Origin of the sequence: Streptomyces albus subsp. albus (genome assembly GCF_000725885.1) — a bacterium.
GTDB lineage: Bacteria > Actinomycetota > Actinomycetes > Streptomycetales > Streptomycetaceae > Streptomyces > Streptomyces albus.
This window is the reverse complement of sequence record NZ_JODR01000005.1, coordinates 133,842-151,134: the sequence shown is the minus strand read 5'-3', so window position 1 is coordinate 151,134 and position 17,293 is coordinate 133,842. Positions and strand designations below refer to the sequence as shown.

General features: G+C 72.9%; 22 protein-coding genes. 10 read left to right on the top strand and 12 right to left on the bottom strand.

Annotation, left to right across the window (positions count from 1 at the left end):
- Positions 1-16: 16 nt before the first annotated feature.
- From IO40_RS37530 to IO40_RS0106790, 7 genes are all read right to left on the bottom strand, one after another.
- The gene (locus IO40_RS37530; protein ID WP_157846430.1) at positions 17-178 is read right to left on the bottom strand and encodes a hypothetical protein; all 162 of its coding nucleotides are present in this window, start codon (positions 176-178) and stop codon (positions 17-19) included.
- Between the two features lie 30 nt (positions 179-208).
- Complete coding sequence (locus tag IO40_RS0106815) at positions 209-583, bottom strand: hypothetical protein (RefSeq protein ID WP_016471632.1); 375 nt, start codon at positions 581-583, stop codon at positions 209-211.
- Between the two features lie 153 nt (positions 584-736).
- A complete protein-coding gene (locus tag IO40_RS0106810) occupies positions 737-1,042 on the bottom strand; it encodes an SCO5918 family protein (protein ID WP_016471631.1) in 306 nt (101 codons plus the stop codon).
- Positions 1,043-1,071: 29 nt separating this feature from the next.
- Positions 1,072-1,461 carry a CBS domain-containing protein gene (locus tag IO40_RS0106805; protein WP_016471630.1) on the bottom strand — a complete coding sequence of 130 codons (390 nt, stop codon included), beginning with the start codon at positions 1,459-1,461 and terminating at the stop codon, positions 1,072-1,074.
- Between the two features lie 86 nt (positions 1,462-1,547).
- Positions 1,548-3,047, bottom strand: coding sequence for a DEAD/DEAH box helicase (locus IO40_RS0106800; RefSeq protein ID WP_031175035.1), 1,500 nt, complete (start codon positions 3,045-3,047; stop codon positions 1,548-1,550).
- 368 nt (positions 3,048-3,415) lie between these two features.
- Positions 3,416-3,619 (bottom strand): cold-shock protein, encoded by a 204-nt coding sequence (locus IO40_RS0106795; RefSeq protein WP_016471628.1) that lies wholly within the window; start codon positions 3,617-3,619, stop codon positions 3,416-3,418.
- A gap of 328 nt (positions 3,620-3,947) precedes the next feature.
- The gene (locus IO40_RS0106790; protein ID WP_016471627.1) at positions 3,948-4,844 is read right to left on the bottom strand and encodes an MBL fold metallo-hydrolase; all 897 of its coding nucleotides are present in this window, start codon (positions 4,842-4,844) and stop codon (positions 3,948-3,950) included.
- 289 nt (positions 4,845-5,133) lie between these two features.
- Here IO40_RS0106790 and IO40_RS0106785 point away from each other — a divergent pair, with 289 nt between their 5' ends.
- The 4 genes from IO40_RS0106785 (at position 5,134) to IO40_RS33235 (ending at position 8,069) form a co-directional block, all read left to right on the top strand.
- Positions 5,134-5,343 carry a hypothetical protein gene (locus tag IO40_RS0106785; protein ID WP_016471626.1) on the top strand — a complete coding sequence of 70 codons (210 nt, stop codon included), beginning with the start codon at positions 5,134-5,136 and terminating at the stop codon, positions 5,341-5,343.
- Positions 5,330-6,721: an amidase gene (locus tag IO40_RS0106780; protein ID WP_016471625.1), complete on the top strand. Its 1,392-nt coding sequence runs from the start codon at positions 5,330-5,332 to the stop codon at positions 6,719-6,721. Before IO40_RS0106785 ends, IO40_RS0106780 begins: the two co-directional genes overlap by 14 nt.
- Before the next feature lie 141 nt (positions 6,722-6,862).
- The gene (locus IO40_RS0106775) at positions 6,863-7,414 is read left to right on the top strand and encodes a TetR/AcrR family transcriptional regulator (RefSeq protein WP_016471624.1); all 552 of its coding nucleotides are present in this window, start codon (positions 6,863-6,865) and stop codon (positions 7,412-7,414) included.
- 301 nt (positions 7,415-7,715) lie between these two features.
- The gene (locus tag IO40_RS33235; protein ID WP_262070656.1) at positions 7,716-8,069 is read left to right on the top strand and encodes a dihydrofolate reductase family protein; all 354 of its coding nucleotides are present in this window, start codon (positions 7,716-7,718) and stop codon (positions 8,067-8,069) included.
- 202 nt (positions 8,070-8,271) lie between these two features.
- Here the strand turns inward: IO40_RS33235 and IO40_RS0106765 are convergent, their stop codons facing one another.
- Positions 8,272-8,772: a MarR family winged helix-turn-helix transcriptional regulator gene (locus IO40_RS0106765; protein ID WP_016471622.1), complete on the bottom strand. Its 501-nt coding sequence runs from the start codon at positions 8,770-8,772 to the stop codon at positions 8,272-8,274.
- A gap of 93 nt (positions 8,773-8,865) precedes the next feature.
- Between IO40_RS0106765 and IO40_RS0106760 the strand changes: the two genes are divergently transcribed.
- Complete coding sequence (locus IO40_RS0106760) at positions 8,866-9,315, top strand: SgcJ/EcaC family oxidoreductase (RefSeq protein WP_016471621.1); 450 nt, start codon at positions 8,866-8,868, stop codon at positions 9,313-9,315.
- 199 nt (positions 9,316-9,514) lie between these two features.
- On the opposite strand, the gene IO40_RS0106755 is transcribed toward IO40_RS0106760, so the two are convergent.
- Positions 9,515-10,318 (bottom strand): sulfite exporter TauE/SafE family protein, encoded by an 804-nt coding sequence (locus IO40_RS0106755; protein ID WP_031032217.1) that lies wholly within the window; start codon positions 10,316-10,318, stop codon positions 9,515-9,517.
- 6 nt (positions 10,319-10,324) lie between these two features.
- Positions 10,325-11,383: a threonine aldolase family protein gene (locus IO40_RS0106750; protein ID WP_031032219.1), complete on the bottom strand. Its 1,059-nt coding sequence runs from the start codon at positions 11,381-11,383 to the stop codon at positions 10,325-10,327.
- A 417-nt stretch (positions 11,384-11,800) separates the two neighbouring features.
- On the opposite strand from IO40_RS0106750, the gene IO40_RS0106740 reads away from it, so the two are divergent.
- Together IO40_RS0106740 and IO40_RS34730 are read left to right on the top strand one after the other, a co-directional pair.
- Complete coding sequence (locus IO40_RS0106740; RefSeq protein ID WP_016471617.1) at positions 11,801-12,154, top strand: PadR family transcriptional regulator; 354 nt, start codon at positions 11,801-11,803, stop codon at positions 12,152-12,154.
- The gene (locus IO40_RS34730; RefSeq protein ID WP_016471616.1) at positions 12,151-12,981 is read left to right on the top strand and encodes a hypothetical protein; all 831 of its coding nucleotides are present in this window, start codon (positions 12,151-12,153) and stop codon (positions 12,979-12,981) included. The genes IO40_RS0106740 and IO40_RS34730 overlap by 4 nt, the downstream gene beginning before the upstream one ends.
- A gap of 71 nt (positions 12,982-13,052) precedes the next feature.
- Here the strand turns inward: IO40_RS34730 and IO40_RS0106730 are convergent, their stop codons facing one another.
- On the bottom strand, positions 13,053-13,991 hold the full coding sequence (locus IO40_RS0106730; RefSeq protein WP_016471615.1) for an alpha/beta hydrolase: 939 nt from the start codon (positions 13,989-13,991) through the stop codon (positions 13,053-13,055).
- 132 nt (positions 13,992-14,123) lie between these two features.
- On the opposite strand from IO40_RS0106730, the gene IO40_RS0106725 reads away from it, so the two are divergent.
- On the top strand, positions 14,124-15,152 hold the full coding sequence (locus IO40_RS0106725) for a GlxA family transcriptional regulator (RefSeq protein ID WP_106963768.1): 1,029 nt from the start codon (positions 14,124-14,126) through the stop codon (positions 15,150-15,152).
- A gap of 69 nt (positions 15,153-15,221) precedes the next feature.
- On the opposite strand, the gene IO40_RS0106720 is transcribed toward IO40_RS0106725, so the two are convergent.
- A complete protein-coding gene (locus IO40_RS0106720) occupies positions 15,222-16,331 on the bottom strand; it encodes a helix-turn-helix domain-containing protein (protein ID WP_016471613.1) in 1,110 nt (369 codons plus the stop codon).
- 52 nt (positions 16,332-16,383) lie between these two features.
- On the opposite strand from IO40_RS0106720, the gene IO40_RS0106715 reads away from it, so the two are divergent.
- Together IO40_RS0106715 and IO40_RS0106710 are read left to right on the top strand one after the other, a co-directional pair.
- Positions 16,384-16,788 carry a cupin domain-containing protein gene (locus IO40_RS0106715; protein WP_016471612.1) on the top strand — a complete coding sequence of 135 codons (405 nt, stop codon included), beginning with the start codon at positions 16,384-16,386 and terminating at the stop codon, positions 16,786-16,788.
- An 84-nt stretch (positions 16,789-16,872) separates the two neighbouring features.
- A complete protein-coding gene (locus IO40_RS0106710) occupies positions 16,873-17,283 on the top strand; it encodes a GNAT family N-acetyltransferase (protein ID WP_016471611.1) in 411 nt (136 codons plus the stop codon).
- Positions 17,284-17,293: the final 10 nt, after the last annotated feature.

Here is a 17,293-nt window from a genome sequence, read left to right as displayed (position 1 = left end):
GCAGGGCGGGCGTCAGTCAATAGACGGAAGACGGCGTCTCGTTCAGCGAGACGGCACTGGTCGTCACCGTCGTCGCACCGGCCGTCGCCGCCGCGCCCGGCAGCCCGGCAGCCCGGCAGCCCGTCAGCAGCATGGCGCCGGCCCGCGTGGGGACGCGGGCCGGCGCCGTCGCCGTCACTCCCCCGCCGCTGGGGGCGGAGGAGACGGCTCACTGGTCGGAGTAGCTGAGGTCGCCCATCGTCCAGGCGCTCACGTCCTTGATGGCGATGCGGTACATCCCGCCGGTCTCGGGGATGCCCACCTGGCCCTGGAGGATCCTGGCCACGTGGAAGTGCAGGTAGGCGGGCGGGTCTGTCTGCTGGGGTCCTGAGCCCTCGGGAGCGGCCATGAAGGTGTCCGCGAACGGGACGAGGCGGTCCGAGTCCCGGAGGACCTCGGCGACCCGCTGGCGCCACATCGCTTCGGGGGCCAGTCGGCCGGTGATGACAGCTCCGTGCACCACGACGGTGAGGGGCATCTGATTGGTGTGCTCCGACTCCACCTTGGCGGCGATGTCAACGAGCAGCTCATCAGCGTTCGGCATGACCGCTGATGCTATACGGCCACCTGCCCGGACCGCGACGGGCGGGGCCCCGTGCCGTCCCGTGTGGGGGCGCAGCCCCGCCCGTACGGCCCCTTCCCCGGAGCCCCCGGAGCCCCCGGAGCCGGTCGGGCCCCAGGGTCTCCGGGCCGGGCGTCAGGGGCGCGGCACGGTGCCCAGCAGGGCCGTCGCCTCCTGGAGCGGGGTGAGCGGGACCGATGCCGCTGCCGCGGCGTCGTGGCAGGTGAAACCGAGACGGGTCAGCGCCCGGCTCACCTCACCGACGGAGAAGTCGCGGCGGTCCAGTCCGGTGACGGCTTCACCGACCTGTTTGACGGGGTAGGTGCGACGGCCGACCGTCACGGTCGCCCCGGAGGCGGGTTCGGGCTTGACGCCCTTCATCGCCGCCAGCACGTCGCTCTTGAAGAGGTAGAAGGGGGAATGGGCGATGACGCAGCGCATAGTGCCTCAGCAGGGTCGGAGGGGAGAACTCATGAGGTGAGGGCGAGGACGCCCAGGGTGTAGCCGTACTCGTCGACGATGGGCGACACCTCCAGCGTCCGCCCTCTCATGGCGGCTTCAGCGTCGCTGAGCCGCGCCGCGGGGAGGGTGAACGGTCCCCGGTCGAGCGGGAGGTCCCGCAGCCGGGTGCCGTCGGTGTACCAGGTACCGCCCCGGTGGGCGGCGAGCTGTTCGCGGGTCACCAGGCCGGAGCAGCGCCCGTCCGCGTCCTGGAGGACCAGGTGCGGGACGCGGGCGCTGCGCAGGACGGACAGCGCCACGTCGACCGGCATGTGGTCGTCGACCTGGAGTCCGGGTTCGTCCATCGCGTCGCGGGCGGTCAGGGGTGCGCTGGGCGCCGGTGAGGGAGCGGGCGTCAAAGGGTCTCCTCTGCGTTGCGGGCCCGCGCGGCGCACGGGCTTGCGGGGCCCGGGCGGCGCGCTCGGCCCCGGGTGCCGGGCGGCGGCTATGCGGCGCGGCGGGTGGCGGTCCGGTTCCCCCTGCGGGGCCGGCTGCGCCGCCCGCGCCGGGAGGGGCCGGTGCCGGCCGGGCGGTCGGCGGCGGGTGCGGTGAGGGTGACGGGGACGCCCGGGGGTTCCTGGGCGCCCGTGATGCGGTGCAGCGCGTCCTCGCCCGAGCGGACCCGGGTGATCTGCGGCCTGATGCCCGCATCGGCCATGAGACGGTCCACGTCGCGGCGCTGATCGGGCAGTACGAGGGTGACGACGGTGCCGGATTCGCCGGCCCGGGCGGTGCGTCCGCCGCGGTGGAGGTAGTCCTTGTGGTCGCCGGGCGGGTCGACGTTGACGACCAGATCGAGGTTGTCGACGTGAATACCGCGGGCGGCGACGTTCGTGGCCACCAGGACGGTGGCGTGGCCGGTCTTGAACTGGGCGAGGGTGCGGTTGCGCTGCGCCTGCGACTTGCCTCCGTGGAGGGCCGAGGCACGCACCCCGACGGCCAGGAGGTTGCGGGTCAGCCGGTCCACGGCGTGCTTGGTGTCCAGGAACATGATCACGCGTCCGTCGCGGGCGGCGATGCGTGTGGTGGTGGCCTGTTTGTCGTCGCCGTGCACGTGCAGCAGGTGGTGTTCCATCGTGGTGACGGCACCGGCGGGCGGATCGACGGAGTGGACCACCGGATCGGTCAGATAGCGGCGGACCAGGAGGTTGACGTTCCGGTCGAGGGTGGCGGAGAAGAGCAGCCGCTGCCCGTCCGGGCGCACCTGGTCGAGGAGGTGCGTCACCTGGGGCATGAAGCCCATGTCGGCCATCTGGTCGGCCTCGTCCAAAACGGTGACGGCCACCTGGTCGAGCCGGCAGTCGCCCCGGTCGAGGAGGTCCTTGAGCCGGCCGGGTGTCGCGACGACGACCTCGACGCCGCCGCGCAGTGCGTTCGCCTGACGGCCGATCGACAGTCCGCCGACCACGGAGGTCAGCCGCAGCCGCAGCGCACGGGCGTACGGGGTGAGCGCGTCGGTGACCTGCTGGGCGAGTTCCCGGGTGGGGACGAGCACGAGGGCCAGCGGCTGCCGGGGCTCGGCCCGCCGCCCGGCGGTGCGGGCCAGCAGCGCCAGCCCGAAGGCGAGTGTCTTGCCCGAGCCGGTGCGCCCGCGGCCCAGCACGTCGCGGCCGGCCAGCGAGTTGGGCAGCGTCGCCGCCTGGATGGGGAAGGGCACGGTCATGCCCTCGGTGCGGAGCGTGGCCGCCAGCGGATCGGGCAGGGCCAGTTCGGCGAAGCTCTCGACGGCCGGCAGCGCTGGCGTCGTGGTGGCCGGCAGGGCGAACTCGCCCTGCGAACCGGGCCGCTTCTTGCCACTCCCCTGCCGTCCGACCGTGGTCGAACGCGGCGGGGCGCCCTTGCGGCCGTTCCCTCGTGCACGGCCGCGGCTGCCGCGGCTGGGCGCACCGGAGGAACCGGCACCGGAGCGGTGGGAGTTGTCATGCGAACGGATGGTGCGGTTCATGCAGAACCTTCCTCGATGCGGCACGTATCGAGGAATGCGTCCCGGCGGTGGTGAAACCGCTCGGGGATTCGCAAGAACGAGCCGGAGAAACAGACGTGCGGAGCCGGCCGGTCGGTCGAGAGCCGGCTCGTCGGAAAAGCGCCGGAGTCCGAGCAGCGGAGAACAGCTCGCCACGGCGGGCCGGAATCGTGTCCGGCCGGGAAAGAAGGGATACCGGCAGCGCCTCGCCGCTGTGCGGTGGGCGACGACGCTGCCGAGTGCTCGCCGCCGGGCCCGCAGCGGCGGGCGCCGTCGTGCGGCGGGGGAACGGATCGGGGGCACGGACCACTGCGGGTCCGGGCTGTGCGGTGCGCGTCGACTCGGATCGCTCAGGCGGGAACGATGTTCTCCGCCTGCAAGCCCTTGGGGCCCCGTGTGACGTCGAAGTTCACCTTCTGGCCTTCGAGAAGCTCGCGGAAGCCGGTGGTGGCGATGTTCGAGTAGTGGGCGAACACGTCAGCGCCGCCGTCTTCCTGCTCGATGAAACCGAAGCCCTTTTCCGCGTTGAACCACTTCACAGTGCCAGATGCCATACAAGGAACTCCCTCGGGGGCAGTGTCCGGAGTCCGCACCTTGCGGGCCCGGAGTCGCTGCGATGATTTCCCCCACCGGAGAATCCGGAATTGAAAGGCGCTCTCGTCGGTGAGTGACGGAAGAGCGACGGAGATCCTCGGGAACCACAACTGCAACTGCCACCCACCGTAGCACGGTCGAGCCGCAGAGTGCGATATGTTCGCAGGTCGCCCACCGCGGGTGAACGGGCGGCTGCTCATGGCGTGAATTTCCGCCGCGACGACGGTCCGGGGATGCCCGGACGGGCCCGGAGCGCGTGGCGCGCCACGGGCTCGTCCAGGCGGTCCGTCAGGCCGCGGGGACGGGCAGCAGCCGGTAGGCGGAGCCGTCGGCGACGACACGGCCGGCGGTGGGCGGCGCGAAGTGGGTGCCCAGGACCAGGGTGTCCGTGCCGGCGAGGGAGCCGAGCAGCGACCGGCGCGTGGCCTCGGACCGCTCGGGGTCGATGTCGACGCACGCGCCGATCCCCGGCCGGGCGAACTGGACCGGGTGGTGGACGCAGTCCCCGGTGATCAGCGCGGTCTCGCCGCCACTGGTCAGTTCGACGGCGAGGTGACCGGGGGTGTGGCCCGGGGTGGGCAGCAGGCGCAGACCGGGAGCGATCTCGGTGCCCTCGGCAGGGACGTCGACCAGGTCGAGCAGCCCGGCCTCCTCGACCGGGAGGACCGAGTCCTCGAACATCATCCGGCGCGCGTCCTCCATGGCGTACCCGGCCCAGAACTCCCGTTCGGTGCGGGAGGTGAGGTAGCGGGCCCGGGGGAAGGTGGGGACCCACACGCCGTTCTCCTCGCGGGTGTTCCAGCCGACGTGGTCGGCGTGCAGGTGGGTGAGGACGACCAGATCGACGGACTCCGGGGGGAAGCCGGCGGCGGTGAGCCTCTCCAGGTAGTCGGTGCGCAGGTTGTGCCAGGCGGGATTGGCCCGGGTCTTGCCGTTGCCGATGCCGGTGTCGACCAGGACGCGCAGCCCGCCGGCGGTGAAGGCGAAGCTGTGGCTGTCGATGCGCAGGACGCCCTCGTCGTCGGCGAAGTGGGGGCGCAGCCAGTCCTGGCCGGCCACCACGTCGGGGGTGGCGTCGGGCAGCAGCCAGGGGCCGGTGGCGGGCGGCAGGAGGGTTTCGTCGATGCGGTGGACGGTGATGTCGCCCACGGCCCAGGAGGGGATGGTGGCCGGCGTGGCGCTCATGGTGGGTCGGCTCCTTGGTGCGGTGTCGGTTTCGTGCGGTGCCGTGTGCCTCGGCAGGTGGTCGTACGCGACTGGTGCGGGCGGGGTGCGCTGCCGGGGGGGCGGCGGATGAGGCCGCCGCCCCCGCGGAAGTGCGTCCGGTCGGGGCGCCACCCCGCTAAACGCAATCCGTTTGCGTTAAGTGCACACTAGGCCCTACGGTGGTCTTAACGCAAACAGATTGCGTTTACGCCTCGCGGTGTCACCCGACCCGCTGCCTCCCTCCACCACAGACAGAAAGCCGACATCCATGTCCGCCGACGTACTCCCGGCCCCGGAAGCCGCCCGCTGGGCGGCCCGGGCCGGTCTTCTCCTGCCGGCCGAGCGCCATGCCGCGGTCGCGGCCACCGCCCACCACATCCACTCCGTGGTCGCAGTCCTGCGGGAACTGGACTTCGGCGACACCCCGCCCGCCACCGCCTACCACCCCGGAGGGGAGCACCGCAGTGCAGCCCAGTGACCTGTCTCTCGCCGCCGCGGCGGAAGCGATCCGCACCCGAACCCTGTCCCCCGTCGAACTGGTCGACTCGGTGCTCGCCCGTATCGAACAGGTCGAGCCGCGCCTGAAGGCGTACGTGACCGTCACCGCCGACGCGGCGCGCCGTGCCGCGCGCACAGCCGGTGACGAGATCGCAGCCGGCCACTACCGGGGCCCGCTCCACGGCATCCCCATGGGGCTCAAGGACATGATCGACGCCGAGGGCACGGCCACTTCGGCGAGCTCCCAGGTCCGCGCGGGCCACGTCGCGGCGGCCGACAGCACCGTCGCCGCCCGGATGGCCGCGGCCGGTGCCGTGCTGCTCGGCAAGACCCACACCCACGAGTTCGCCTACGGGCTGACCACGCCGCAGACGCACAACGCCTGGGACCCGGACCGCGTCGCCGGGGGCTCCAGCGGCGGGTCCGCGGTCGCCGTCGCCGCGGGTGCCGCCACCTTCGCGCTGGGCACCGACACCGGCGGCTCGATCCGGGTCCCGGCAGCGCTCAACGGCGTCGTCGGTCTCAAGCCCACCTACGGACTCGTCCCCCGGCACGGTGTGACGTCCCTGTCGTGGTCGCTGGACCACGTCGGCCCGCTCACCCGCACCGTCGAGGACGCCGGGCTGGTGCTGTCCGCGCTGGCCGGGCACGATCCCCGCGACCCGGCCTCCCTCGACATGCCGGCCGGCGACTACCGGCCGGGTGACGGCACGGACCTGACCGGGCTGCGCGTCGGCGTTCCGCGCACCTACTACTTCGACCACGTCGACCCCGAGGTCGAGGCCGCCGTACGGCAGGCCGTCGAACAGCTCCGGTCCCTGGGCGCGCACCCGGTCGAGGTCGACATCCCCATGACCCGCTACGTCCAGGCCACCCAGTGGGGGCTGATGGTGCCGGAGGCGACCGCCTACCACGAACGGACGCTGCGCGCGGTCCCCGATCTGTACCAGGCCGACGTGCGCATCCTCCTGGAGGCCGGCGAGTTGATGCCCGCCGGTGACTACCTGCGCGCCCAGCGTTCCCGGACGCTGATGCAGCAGGAGTGGGCCCGCCTGCTGGAGGAGGTCGACGTCGTGGCCGCCCCGACGGTCCCGGTCACCGCGGTGAAGGCCGACGAGGAGACGGTCACCTGGCCCGACGGCACGGTCGAGGCCGTCTCCGACGCCTACGTCCGCCTGTCGGCCCCCGCCAACATCACCGGCGTGCCGGCCCTGTCCGTCCCGGCCGGCCACGACGCGGCGGGCCTGCCCATCGGACTGCAACTGCTCGCCCGTCCCCTCGCGGAGCGGCTGCTCCTGCGCGTCGGCCACGCCTACGAGCAGACCCGGCCCGCCCGCGCGCTGGCGCCGGCCGCCTGAGACACGGGCGGGGACGGGACCCACCGCGGTCCCGTCCCCGCCCGCGTGCCGTACGGTCCCGGCCTGCCGTGCGACTCGGCGGCACCCGTCCCAGGGGCCCGCGCCTGCACAGACGCAAGAAATTCGCTTTAAGGTGGGAGCATGAGCAGGCAGATGGTGCGCCCCGGCGGGCGCAGCGCCCGGGTCCAGGAAGCCGTGCACACCGCCGTCAAGGAACTCGCCGCGGAGGTGGGCCGGGACGCGCTGACCGTGCCGCTGATCGCCCAGCGTGCGGGCGTCACCCCCTCCACGGTCTACCGCCGCTGGGGAGACCTCCAGGTCCTGCTGTCGGACGTCGCCGTCGAACGGCTGCGCCCGGACACCGAACCGGAGGACCACGGCGATCTCGCCTCCGACATGGCCGCCTGGGCGGAGCAGTTCCTGGACGAGATGTCCTCACCCTCCGGCCGCGCCTACATCCGCGACGCCCTCCTCGGTGACCCCGACGGCAACAACGCGGGCCAGTGCTCGACGTACGCCGCGGAACAGGTCGAGACCATCCGCATCCGCGCCGCCGAGCGCGGCGAGGACGCCCCGGACACCGAGACCGTCCTGGACCACGTCGTCGCGCCCATCATGTACCGCATCCTCTTCCGCCCCCAGGGGCTCTCCCCCGCGTACGCCCGCCGGCTCGTCGCCGACATGCTCGGCTGAGCCCGGGCGGCGGTCACCCGGCGGCGGGGCAAGTGGCCGGGCTCACATGCGCGTGGCGGGGCACCGCCGATGAGTTCCGGGCCGTGGGCCGGTCCTTCCGGGGTCTTGATCATTCGTCTTGATCGCTGGAAGGAGACGAGATGGACCACGGTCCGGTCCCGCCGCGCGGCCCGCAGCAGGTGTTCGCGTTCCTGTTCTGCTCCCTCGGCGGCTGTCACGAAGGCCCGCGCGGGGAGTTGGACTGGGGGGCTCCACGACGAGGAGTTCTTCGACTGGAACCTGCGGCAGACCCGCGAGGTGGGTGCACTGCTGCTGGGCCGGCGCACCCACGAACACTTCGCCGAGGCGTGGCCCTCACTCGAAACCGCCCACCGAACGGCTGCCCGAGGCCACGGCCTTCATGAACGCGGTGCCCAGGACAGTGGTGACAGGGAGCGGCCGGGTCACCCCCTGGGAGGGCGCCCGCGTCACCGACGGCAGCGATCTGGCGGCCGACATGGCCCGGCTGCGGGCCGCTACCGAGGGTGACATCGCGGTCTTCGGCAGTTCCTCCCTCACCGTGACCCTGCTGGAGCAGGGACTGATGGACGAGCTGCGCACCCTGCTGCACCCCGTGGTGCTGAGCGCGGCGGCCGGAGTCTCTTCGCCGGTCTGAAGGACCGCCTCGACCTGGCGGCGGGGGCGGTGACCGCGTTCCGCTCGGGCAACGTCTGCTGCGCTACCGGCCTTGCGGCCCGGCCGGGACCCGCTAGGGCGGGGCGGCAGGCCCCACTTGCCCGCCAGGCGGACCCGCTCGCCGGGCTGGTGGCCCGCCCCGGCTATGCGCGGGCGTTACCTAACCGCCGGCCGGCCGGCGCTCACCCTTCCCGGCCGGCCTTGGCTTGCTTCGCCCGCCGGGCGGACGCGGCCTTGCGGATCTCTTCCGTGGCGGCCCGGAACGCCGGCGCGGCGTGGGCGAAGTAGTCGAAGAGCACGCGCCGTTGCTCGGGTGTGTAGCGCGCGAGCACCTCGGCGATGTGGCGGCGGGCCGGCTCCACGGTCTCCTCGATACGGCCGAGCGCGTCGGGGACGGGTTCCACGATCACGCGCCGCCGGTCCGCGGGATCGGCCGTGCGGCGCGCGTAGCCGGCGCGTTCGAGACGGTCGATGAGGCGGGTGGTGGCACCCGTGGTGAGGCCGGTCCTGGCGGACAGCTCGCCCGAGGTGAGGCGGCCCTCGAAGGAGATCAGGCTGAGCGCGTACCACTCCGAGGCGTGCAGCCCGGCGGCCTCCGCGCTCGCCATGCCCTGAAGCCCCACCGCGTCCAGATACTGGCGGAAGACCACGTGCTCGTCGTCGCTGCCTGCGGGGTTTGCCATCTCCGGGGTCACCTCGTAACTTATTAACTGCACGCATGCAGATACTGCGTCGAGACAGATTCTTCCCGCATTCTAGCGAGCGAGGAGCCCGCCATGCCGACCGACCACGACACCGCGGCCGTCACCGCTGTCCTGCGCGAGCTGACCGATGCCTGGGCCCGCCACGACGCCCAGGCGTACGGAGACCTGTTCACCGAGGACGCCACCTGCGTCACGTTCGTCGGGACCGTCTACAGCGGGCGCCGCGACATCGTCGAGAGCCACCGGACGCTGTTCGAGAAGATGCTGAAGGGCACGCGGCTCGCGGACGAGGTCCTCGACATCCGTTTCTACGGTCCGGACGTGGCCGTCGTGAACGGCCGCGGTGACAGTTACAAGGGCAAGCGCCCGGACAAGCTCAGCAAGGTGCAGACCTACACCCTCGTCCGGGAGAGCGGCGGGCAGTGGCGGATTGCCGCCTTCCAGAACACCAAGCGCAAGCCGCTGATGGAATCCCTCTCCTACAAGGTCGCCCCCGGCCTGATCCCGGCCGCCGAGCGGTGAGACCGCGGCGCGCCGGGTGAGGCCGCGGGGGCGGAGCCATCGGCCACACGGGGGGCCGAAGGCCCGGGAAGGAAGACGGCGGGCCCGGGGAAACCCTCGTCCGCCGGTGCGGTGCACGGCGCCGCACCGGCGGACAGGGACAGCCGGCGACAAGGGCCGGGCCGCGGACGGGCGTCAGGCCACGGGGGCCGGGCGGGGGTCAGGCCACGGAGAGTTTCCAGACCACGCTGACGATCAGCCCGGACACCACGGCGAGGAACACCTTGCGGACGAAGGCGGAGCCGCGCCTCATGGCCACCGAGGCCCCCAGAATGCCGCCGGCCAGATTGCAGACGGCCATGACCGCGCCGAGCCCCCACAGCACCTTGCCCGCGGAGACGAAGAACACCAGCGCGCCGAGATTGGCGGCGATGTTGACCACCTTGGCCACGGCGGACGCCCGCAGGAAGGCGTAGCCGACGACCCCGACGAGGAGGAACACCAGGAAGGATCCGGTACCCGGCGGGCCCAGACCGTCCCAGAAGCCGATCGCCGCGCCGCCCGCCGCCATGGCGAGCAGTTCGCCGCGCCCGGTGAAGCGCCGGTCCTCCTCGACGCCGAACTCCGGCTTGCGCCACGTGTAGAGGCCGACGACGACCAGGGCGCACAGGACGACGACGTTGAGGGCGGAGGCGGGGAGCGCGGAGGCGACGGCCGCTCCGGCGACCGAGGCGGGGAACGTCGTGGCGGCCATCTGTCCGACGGCCCGCCAGTCGAGCGGTGTCCGGCGGGCGAAGGTGACGGCCGCGGCCGAAGTCCCCACGAGGCCGACCAGTTTGCTGGTGGCCAGCGAGTACACGACCGCGCCGCCGGGGTTGACCAGGAGCATGGCGGGCAGTTGCAGCAGACCGCCACCGCCGACGATGGCGTCCACGGCACCGGCCACGAACGCCGTCACGCACAGGAACAGCAGCGCCGCGAGGGCGATGTCACCGAAGCCCGGCCAGTCGACCGGTGACCACATCCGCCCTCACCCCGCGGTGAGGGCGCCGCGCCGCTCGGCCACCCGGTGCAGCCGCCGGACGGCCTCGCGAACGGTGTTCTCCTCGACCCCGAGCCGGGTGACGAGACGTACCCGGGTGTCCGTCCAGCGTGCGACCTGCACGCCGGCCTCGGCTGCTGCCTTCGCGAACTCGGCGGCGTGCAGACCGGTGCCGGAGATGTCCGCGAGGACCATGTTGGTCTCGGGTTCGGGCGCGGTGAAGCCCGGGTGTTCGACGAGGAGATCCCGCAACAGGCGGGCGTGCATGTGGTCCTCGGCGAGACGGTCGACGTTGTTTTCGAGTGCGTGGAGCGCCGCGGCGGCCATGAACCCCGACTGGTGGAGTCCGCCGCCGTACCACAGACGGTAGGTGGCGGCCTGCTCGATGAGGTCGGCCGGGCCCGCCAGCACGCTGCCGAACGGTGCGCCGAGGGCCTTGGCGAAGGAGACCGCGACGGTGTCCACGGTGGCGGCGTACTCCGCCATGGACGTACCGGTGGCCACGCTCGCGTTGGGCAGCCGGGCCCCGTCCATGTGCGTCGGCAGGCCCCTGCGGAGCGACGCCGCGCGCAGGGCGGCCAGGTCGTCGACCCGCACGACGGAACCGCCGAAGTAGTTGACGGTGTTCTCCACCCACACCAGGGAGGGCGCGGAGGTGAGCCGCACCCGGCGCTTGCGGTCCACCGCGGCGTCCAGGAGGGCGGGGGTGAGCACCCCGTCGGGGCTGTCCACCGGGTTGAGCACGACACCGGACAGGTCGGCGGTGGCGGCGCTCTCGAAGAAGTTGAGGTGGTACTTGGTGTCCGTGATGACCTCGCTGCCGCGCCGGGTGTGGCCGCGGAGGGCGAGCTGATTGCTGAGGGTGCCGCTGGCGGTGAAGAGCGCGGCCTCCTTGCCGAGCAGTTCGGCGCAGTGGCTCTCCAGCCGCCGGGTCGTCGGGTCGCCGCCGTACAGGTCGTCCCCCACCTCCGCGTCCGCCATGACGCGGCGCATCTCGGGGGTGATGACGCTGAGGGTGTCGCTGCGCAGATCGATCGGTGCCGGCACGGCTGTCCTCTCGGTTGTCGTAGCTCCGGTGAACGAACGAGCGAGCGTGCCCGGGTACGGTAGCGACTGCCGCCGGTAACGGAAAGATGTTTCCACATACTGGATACCCAGCCTCCGCGGCGACCGCGCGAAGGGGTCACCGCGGCGAGGCGGCCGGAGGGTGGCCGAACCGCGGTTCCGCGGCGAGGAATTCGCTGCCCTGCCGGAGGACCGGGCCGCCCGGTTGGAGCCGCTTTCCGTCATCGGCACCCAGCGGTCACCCGAGACGGACGAGCCTGCGCGGCTGCACCTCTGGAGCCCCTCCCCCACCCCGCCCAGGCTCGCCCTTCATACGTTTCCCACCTGACCATGTTTTCCTTCATGGGCTGCTGTTTCCCGAACCCTTCATAGTCAGGTGAGCTATGTATAGTGACGCTCATGACTGACCGCAAGAGGTCCATGCAGGAACCCACCCTGCTCATCCTGACGGCCCTGGCCGACGCCCCACGGCACGGCTACGCCCTCTCCCGGGAGATCGTCGCCATCTCCGAGGGCAGGGTGCGGCTGCGCACGGGCACGCTCTACGGCACCCTGGAACGGCTCCAGGCGGAGAACCTGATCGAGGTCTTCGCCGAAGAACGCGTCGAGGGACGGCTGCGCCGTACGTACACGCTGACGCGGGCCGGCCGGGAAGCCCTCCAGGCCGAGGTCCGGCGTCTGACCGCCACCGCCCGCGAGGCGACCCGGCGCCTGAAGGCGTCCGCCGCCGGTCCCGCGGGAGCCACCGCATGACCCCGCCCCACGCCGCAGCGCCGCGTGCCCTCTCCCTCTATCCGCGGCGCTACCGCGAGGCGTACGGCGCGGAGATCCACGAGATGTACCAGGACGCGGTCCGGGGAGCGGGCCGGTGGGCCCGCTGCCGGGAAGAGCTCGACATCGCCGCGCACGCCCTGCGCCTTCGCACCCGGACCGGACCCGGCCACCCCCTCGGACGGTTCGCCCTCGCCGCCGCGCCCTACGCGCTGGCCGCCGCGGCGGCCCTGGCAGCCGTCCGCCTCCTCTTCCTCGTCGTCGGGACGGGGGACGCGGCGGACGCGTCCCCCGTGCTGCGCGCAGGCGCTCCCACCTGCGTGCTCACCCTGGCGGCAGCCGCCTCCGCCGCCCTGGGGCGCTGGCCGGGCGTGCGGGCCTGCGCGGCGTTGGGCCTCCTGGCGGCGGCAGCGCTGCCGGGGACGGACGCGCGCTTCCTGCCGCTGCTGGCGGTTCTCGTCCTGCTGCCCCCGGGTGCCACGCCCGCGCGTGCGGACCGCCGGCTCGCCGTCGTCCTGGGCCTGGCCCTGGGGCTGCCGTGGCTGCCGCTCGCCACCGCCGGTCTCGCCGTCGCCGCCGGATACGGCATGATCGGCGCGCTGGCTCCCACCGTGGTCGTCCTCGTGATCCGGAGCGCCGCGAAGGACGGCGGTGCCCGGCACGCCCTCGCGATCCTCCTGGCCACGGCGCCCTGGACACTGGCGACCGCCACCACTCCCGTCGGGGCGGCGGTCGCCCTCGTCCCGCTGGTCCTGGCGTACGGCCTCGGCGCCACCGTGCGCGCCGGACGCCGCCGCGTCAGGGCCTGAACCCCGCACGGCCTGCTCCCGGTGACCTCACGTCATCGGGGGCAGGCCGCGCTGCGTACTGTCCGGGCCCGTCAGGGGTGGAGAGCCTCGCGCAGGGCGCGTACCTGGTCGGCGAGGTTGCGTTCGCTGACACGGGCCTGGGGGAAGAGGAGGTCGAAGCCGTGGACCGCGCCGGGGACCTGCACGAGTTCGGTGGTGACACCGGCGGCGGACAGCCGCGCGGCGTAGTGGCGGCCCTCGTCGCGGAGCGGGTCGATCTCCGCCACGGCGATGTAGGTGGGCGGCAGTCCGCTCAGGTCGGCGGCGCGGATCGGGAAGGCGTACGGGTCGGCGTGGCTGTCCTTCGCGTAGTACCGCACGGCCAGTTCCAGCGCGCCCCGGTTGAGGACCGGGGTGTCGGTGAACTCCCGCGCCGAGTCAGTGGTCAGGCCGGCGTCCACGCCCGGGTAGGTCAGCGACTGGAAGAGCAGGCGCGGGCCCGCCTGGTCGCGGGCGCGCAGCACGGTGGAGGCGGCGATGTTCCCGCCGGCGCTGCCGCCGGCCACCGCGATGCGTGAGGGGTCCCCGCCGAGTTCGGCGGAGTTGGCGGCGATCCAGGCGAGGGCGGCGTAGGCGTCGTCGGCCGCGGCAGGGAAGGGATGTTCGGGGGCGAGGCGGTAGTCGACGGAGACGACGACGGCCCGGGCGTCGCGGGCGTAGCGCAGGGAACGTCCCTCCTCGGCCTCGGGAGATCCGTAGGTGTAGGCGCCGCCGTGCACGTAGAGGATCATCGGCAGGACTTCGGGGGTGCCGGGCCGGTAGACGCGCAGCCGCAGTTGTCCTCCGGGGCCGGGTATGTACAGATCCCGTACCGCGACCTGGTCGTCGACGGGGGTGTCGGGGCGTGCGCGCAGGAGTGCGTAACGCTCAGGGTCGGCGAGGACCGCGTCCAGGCCGTGGACGGGGAAGACACCGGTATCGGCGGTCTCCAGCAGGGTCTGGATCTCGGGATCGACAGCGGGAACGGACATGGCTGGACGGCCACCTTCCAGGTGTGAACCGGGTGTTGCGCCCGGTGCTGATGTGCGGAACTGATCTCAGTCTCCGCCGGTCGCCAGCGGCACAGAAGTGGCCCGGGGGCCACTATGTGCAACCATCGGGCCATGACAGTTGCGACACCCCACCACGTGGCCGTCCTCGCCCTCGCCCCGGTCGTGGCCTTCGATCTGAGCATTCCGGCCCAGATGCTCGCCGGGGTCGAGACCCGCACGGGAGAGGCGGCGTACGAGGTGCGCACCCTCACCCCGGACGGCTCCCCGGTGCCCACGGTGAACGGGTACGGCGTCACGCCCCAGGGCGACCTCTCCCTGCTGGAGCACGCCGACACGGTGATCGTCGCGGGGACCCGCTGCCCGGAGGTGGTCGAGGACGGAGCGGTGGATCCCCGTGTCGCGGAGGCCTTGCGCGCGGCCCGGCAGCGCGCCCGGCTGGTGTCCCTGTGCACCGGCTCTTTCGTCCTCGCCGCCGCCGGCCTGCTGGAGGGCGGCCGGGCCGCGACCCACTGGCGCTACGCGCAGCAGTTCCGGCGGCTCTTCCCCACCGTGGAACTCGACACCAACCCGCTGTACGTCGCCGACCGCGGCATCCTGACCTCGGCCGGCGGAGCCGCGGCCATCGATCTGTGCCTGCACCTGGTCCGGGAGGACCACGGCAGCTCCGTGGCGAACCGTGTGGCCCGGTACAACGTGGTCGCGCCCATGCGGGACGGCGGACAGGCCCAGTACATCGAGCACCCGGTCGCGGAGGACGCGGGGACCTCGACGGCCGGGGCACGGGCACTGATGACGGAGCACCTCGACCGGCGGTTGTCCCTCAAGGATCTCGCCGCGCACTGCCACATGAGCGTACGGACCTTCACCCGGCGGTTCCGGCAGGAGACCGGGCTCTCCCCCGCCGCGTGGCTCACCGCGGCCCGGCTCCGGCACGCGCGGCATCTGCTGGAGTCGACCGAACTCCCCGTCGACGACATCGCCGCCAGGACCGGCCTGGGAAGCGGCACCAACCTGCGCCAGCACATGCGGGACACCCTGGACACCACCCCCTCCGCCTACCGCAAGACGTTCCGCGCGGCCACCACCGCCTGCCCACCTCCCCGCTCCGGGGACCAGCGTCTCCGGCCCGCCGTCGGGTGACGTCCTCAGGGCACCCTGCGGCAGCCGGGCCCGGATCACCGGGGCGGCGGCCCCGGACGGTGCTCGGGGCTACGCGCCGCCCTGCCCCGGCCGTACGAGGACAGGGCCTTGCCGGCCGCCGGACGGACCCCCGCCGCCGCGCGGGTCACCGGGTTCCGGCAGTTCGACGCGGCCGAAGTGCTTCCGATAGGCCGAAGGACTCAGACCCGTCTCCCGGCGGAGGCGGGCACGGAGATTGGCGGCCGTGCCCAGCCCGCTGGCCCGGGCGACGACGTCCAGCCGCTCCTCCCCGCGTTCGATCAGCCGGCAGGCCAGCGCCACCCGTTCGCCGACGAGCCAGGCGAGCGGTGTGGTGCCGAGCTGGGCGCGGAACCGGCGGTGGAGCGTCGCCGTGCTGACGGCCGCCCGCGCGGCGAGGTCGGCCACGGTGAGCGGGTCGGCCAGCCGCTCCTGGGCCCACGCCAGTACGGGTGCGAGGGACTCCTCGGGCACGGGCGGTACGGGCCGCTCCACGAACTGCCGCTGGCCGCCGTCCCGGTGGGCGGCGAAGACGAGCCGTCTGCTGACCGCGTTGGCCACCTCCGCGCCGTGGTCGCGGCGTACCACGTGCAAGCCCAGGTCGAGCGCGGCGGCGCTGCCCGCCGCCGTGAGGATGTCGCCGTCGTCGACGAACAGCACGTCGGGTTCCAGACGCACGTCGGGGAAGCGGGCGCGGAACCGGTTCGCCCACTGCCAGTGCGCGGTGGCCCGCCGTCCGCGCAGCACCCCGGCCTCGGCGAGGGTGAAGGCGCCGCTGCAGAATCCCAGGAGGCGGGTGCCGCGGGCGTGCGCACGGCGGATGGCCTCCAGCACGGCCGGGCGGCGGGGTACCTCGGTGTCGGGACGGTTCGGCACGATGAGGGTGTCCGCCCGCTCCGCCGCCTCCAGACCTGCGACGCCGGTGAGGGTGAAGAACCCGTCCCGCATCAGGGTGCGGGGCTCGGGCGAGCACAGGGTGAAGTCGTACAGGTCCCGCCCGAGCTCGGGTCTGTGCAGACCGAAGACCTCGGTGGCGCAGCCGAGTTCGAACGGGTTGGAGTTCTCGTCGACGATGACGACGACACAGTGCAGGCCGGTGGCGGGCTGCGGGCGGGGCCGGCCGTGGGAGGGGGACGGTGAATGCGAGGATCCTTGCGGCATGTGCGATGTCTAGCACTCGCCGGGGCCCGGCGCCACGGCCGACGATGGACGCATGAGCAACCAGCCCATTGATCTGCACCGGGCCCTGGCCTCCTTCGACGCCCTATGGAGCCCCCGGATCGTCACCCGCGTCAACGACTACGACGCGCGCATCGCCAAGGTCCGAGGCGAGCACGTCTGGCATGTGCACGAGCACACGGACGAGTTCTTCCTCGTCCTCGACGGCGAGCTGTCCATCGCCTTGCGTCAGGACGACGGGGAGCGCACGGTGACGCTGCCCGCCGGCACCGTCTTCACTGTCCCGCGCGGCGTCGAGCACAAACCCGCCTCCGAGAACGGGGCCGCCATCCTGCTGTTCGAGCCGACCGGCACCCTGTCGGTCGGCGACCGGCACGACGAGGTGCCCGGCCATGTGGATGCCACGACCGGCCACGCGCTGGGCCCGGCACCGGACTGAGGCAGGGCACCTGGCCCGAACCCGCGGGGTCCCCTTTCCCGTTACTGAGTTGGTGTGCGGCAGCCGGTCGGCGATGCTGGCGGGATGGACGAAACGATCACTTGCACCTGGCGCGACCCCCTTACCGACGAGGAGATGGTCGGCCTCGTCAGATCGCACGGCGGCGACGCCGTCGCCGGCTGGTGGGACAAGGTCAGAACGCACAGCCTCGGCTGGGTGGCGGCCCGCGACGGCGACGGACTTCTCGTCGGATTCGTGAACGTGGCCTGGGACGGCCAGGACCACGCCTTCCTGCTCGACACCAAGACCCGCGGCTCACACCAGCACCGCGGCATCGGCACAGCGGTCGTCCAAGTGGCGGCGGCCCACGCGCGCGCCGCGGGCTGCGAATGGCTGCACGTCGACTTCGAACCGCACCTGCGCGACTTCTACTTCACCGCCTGCGGCTTCCGGCCGACCGACGCGGGACTGATCCACCTGCACTCCACGCCCTGACACACGGCCG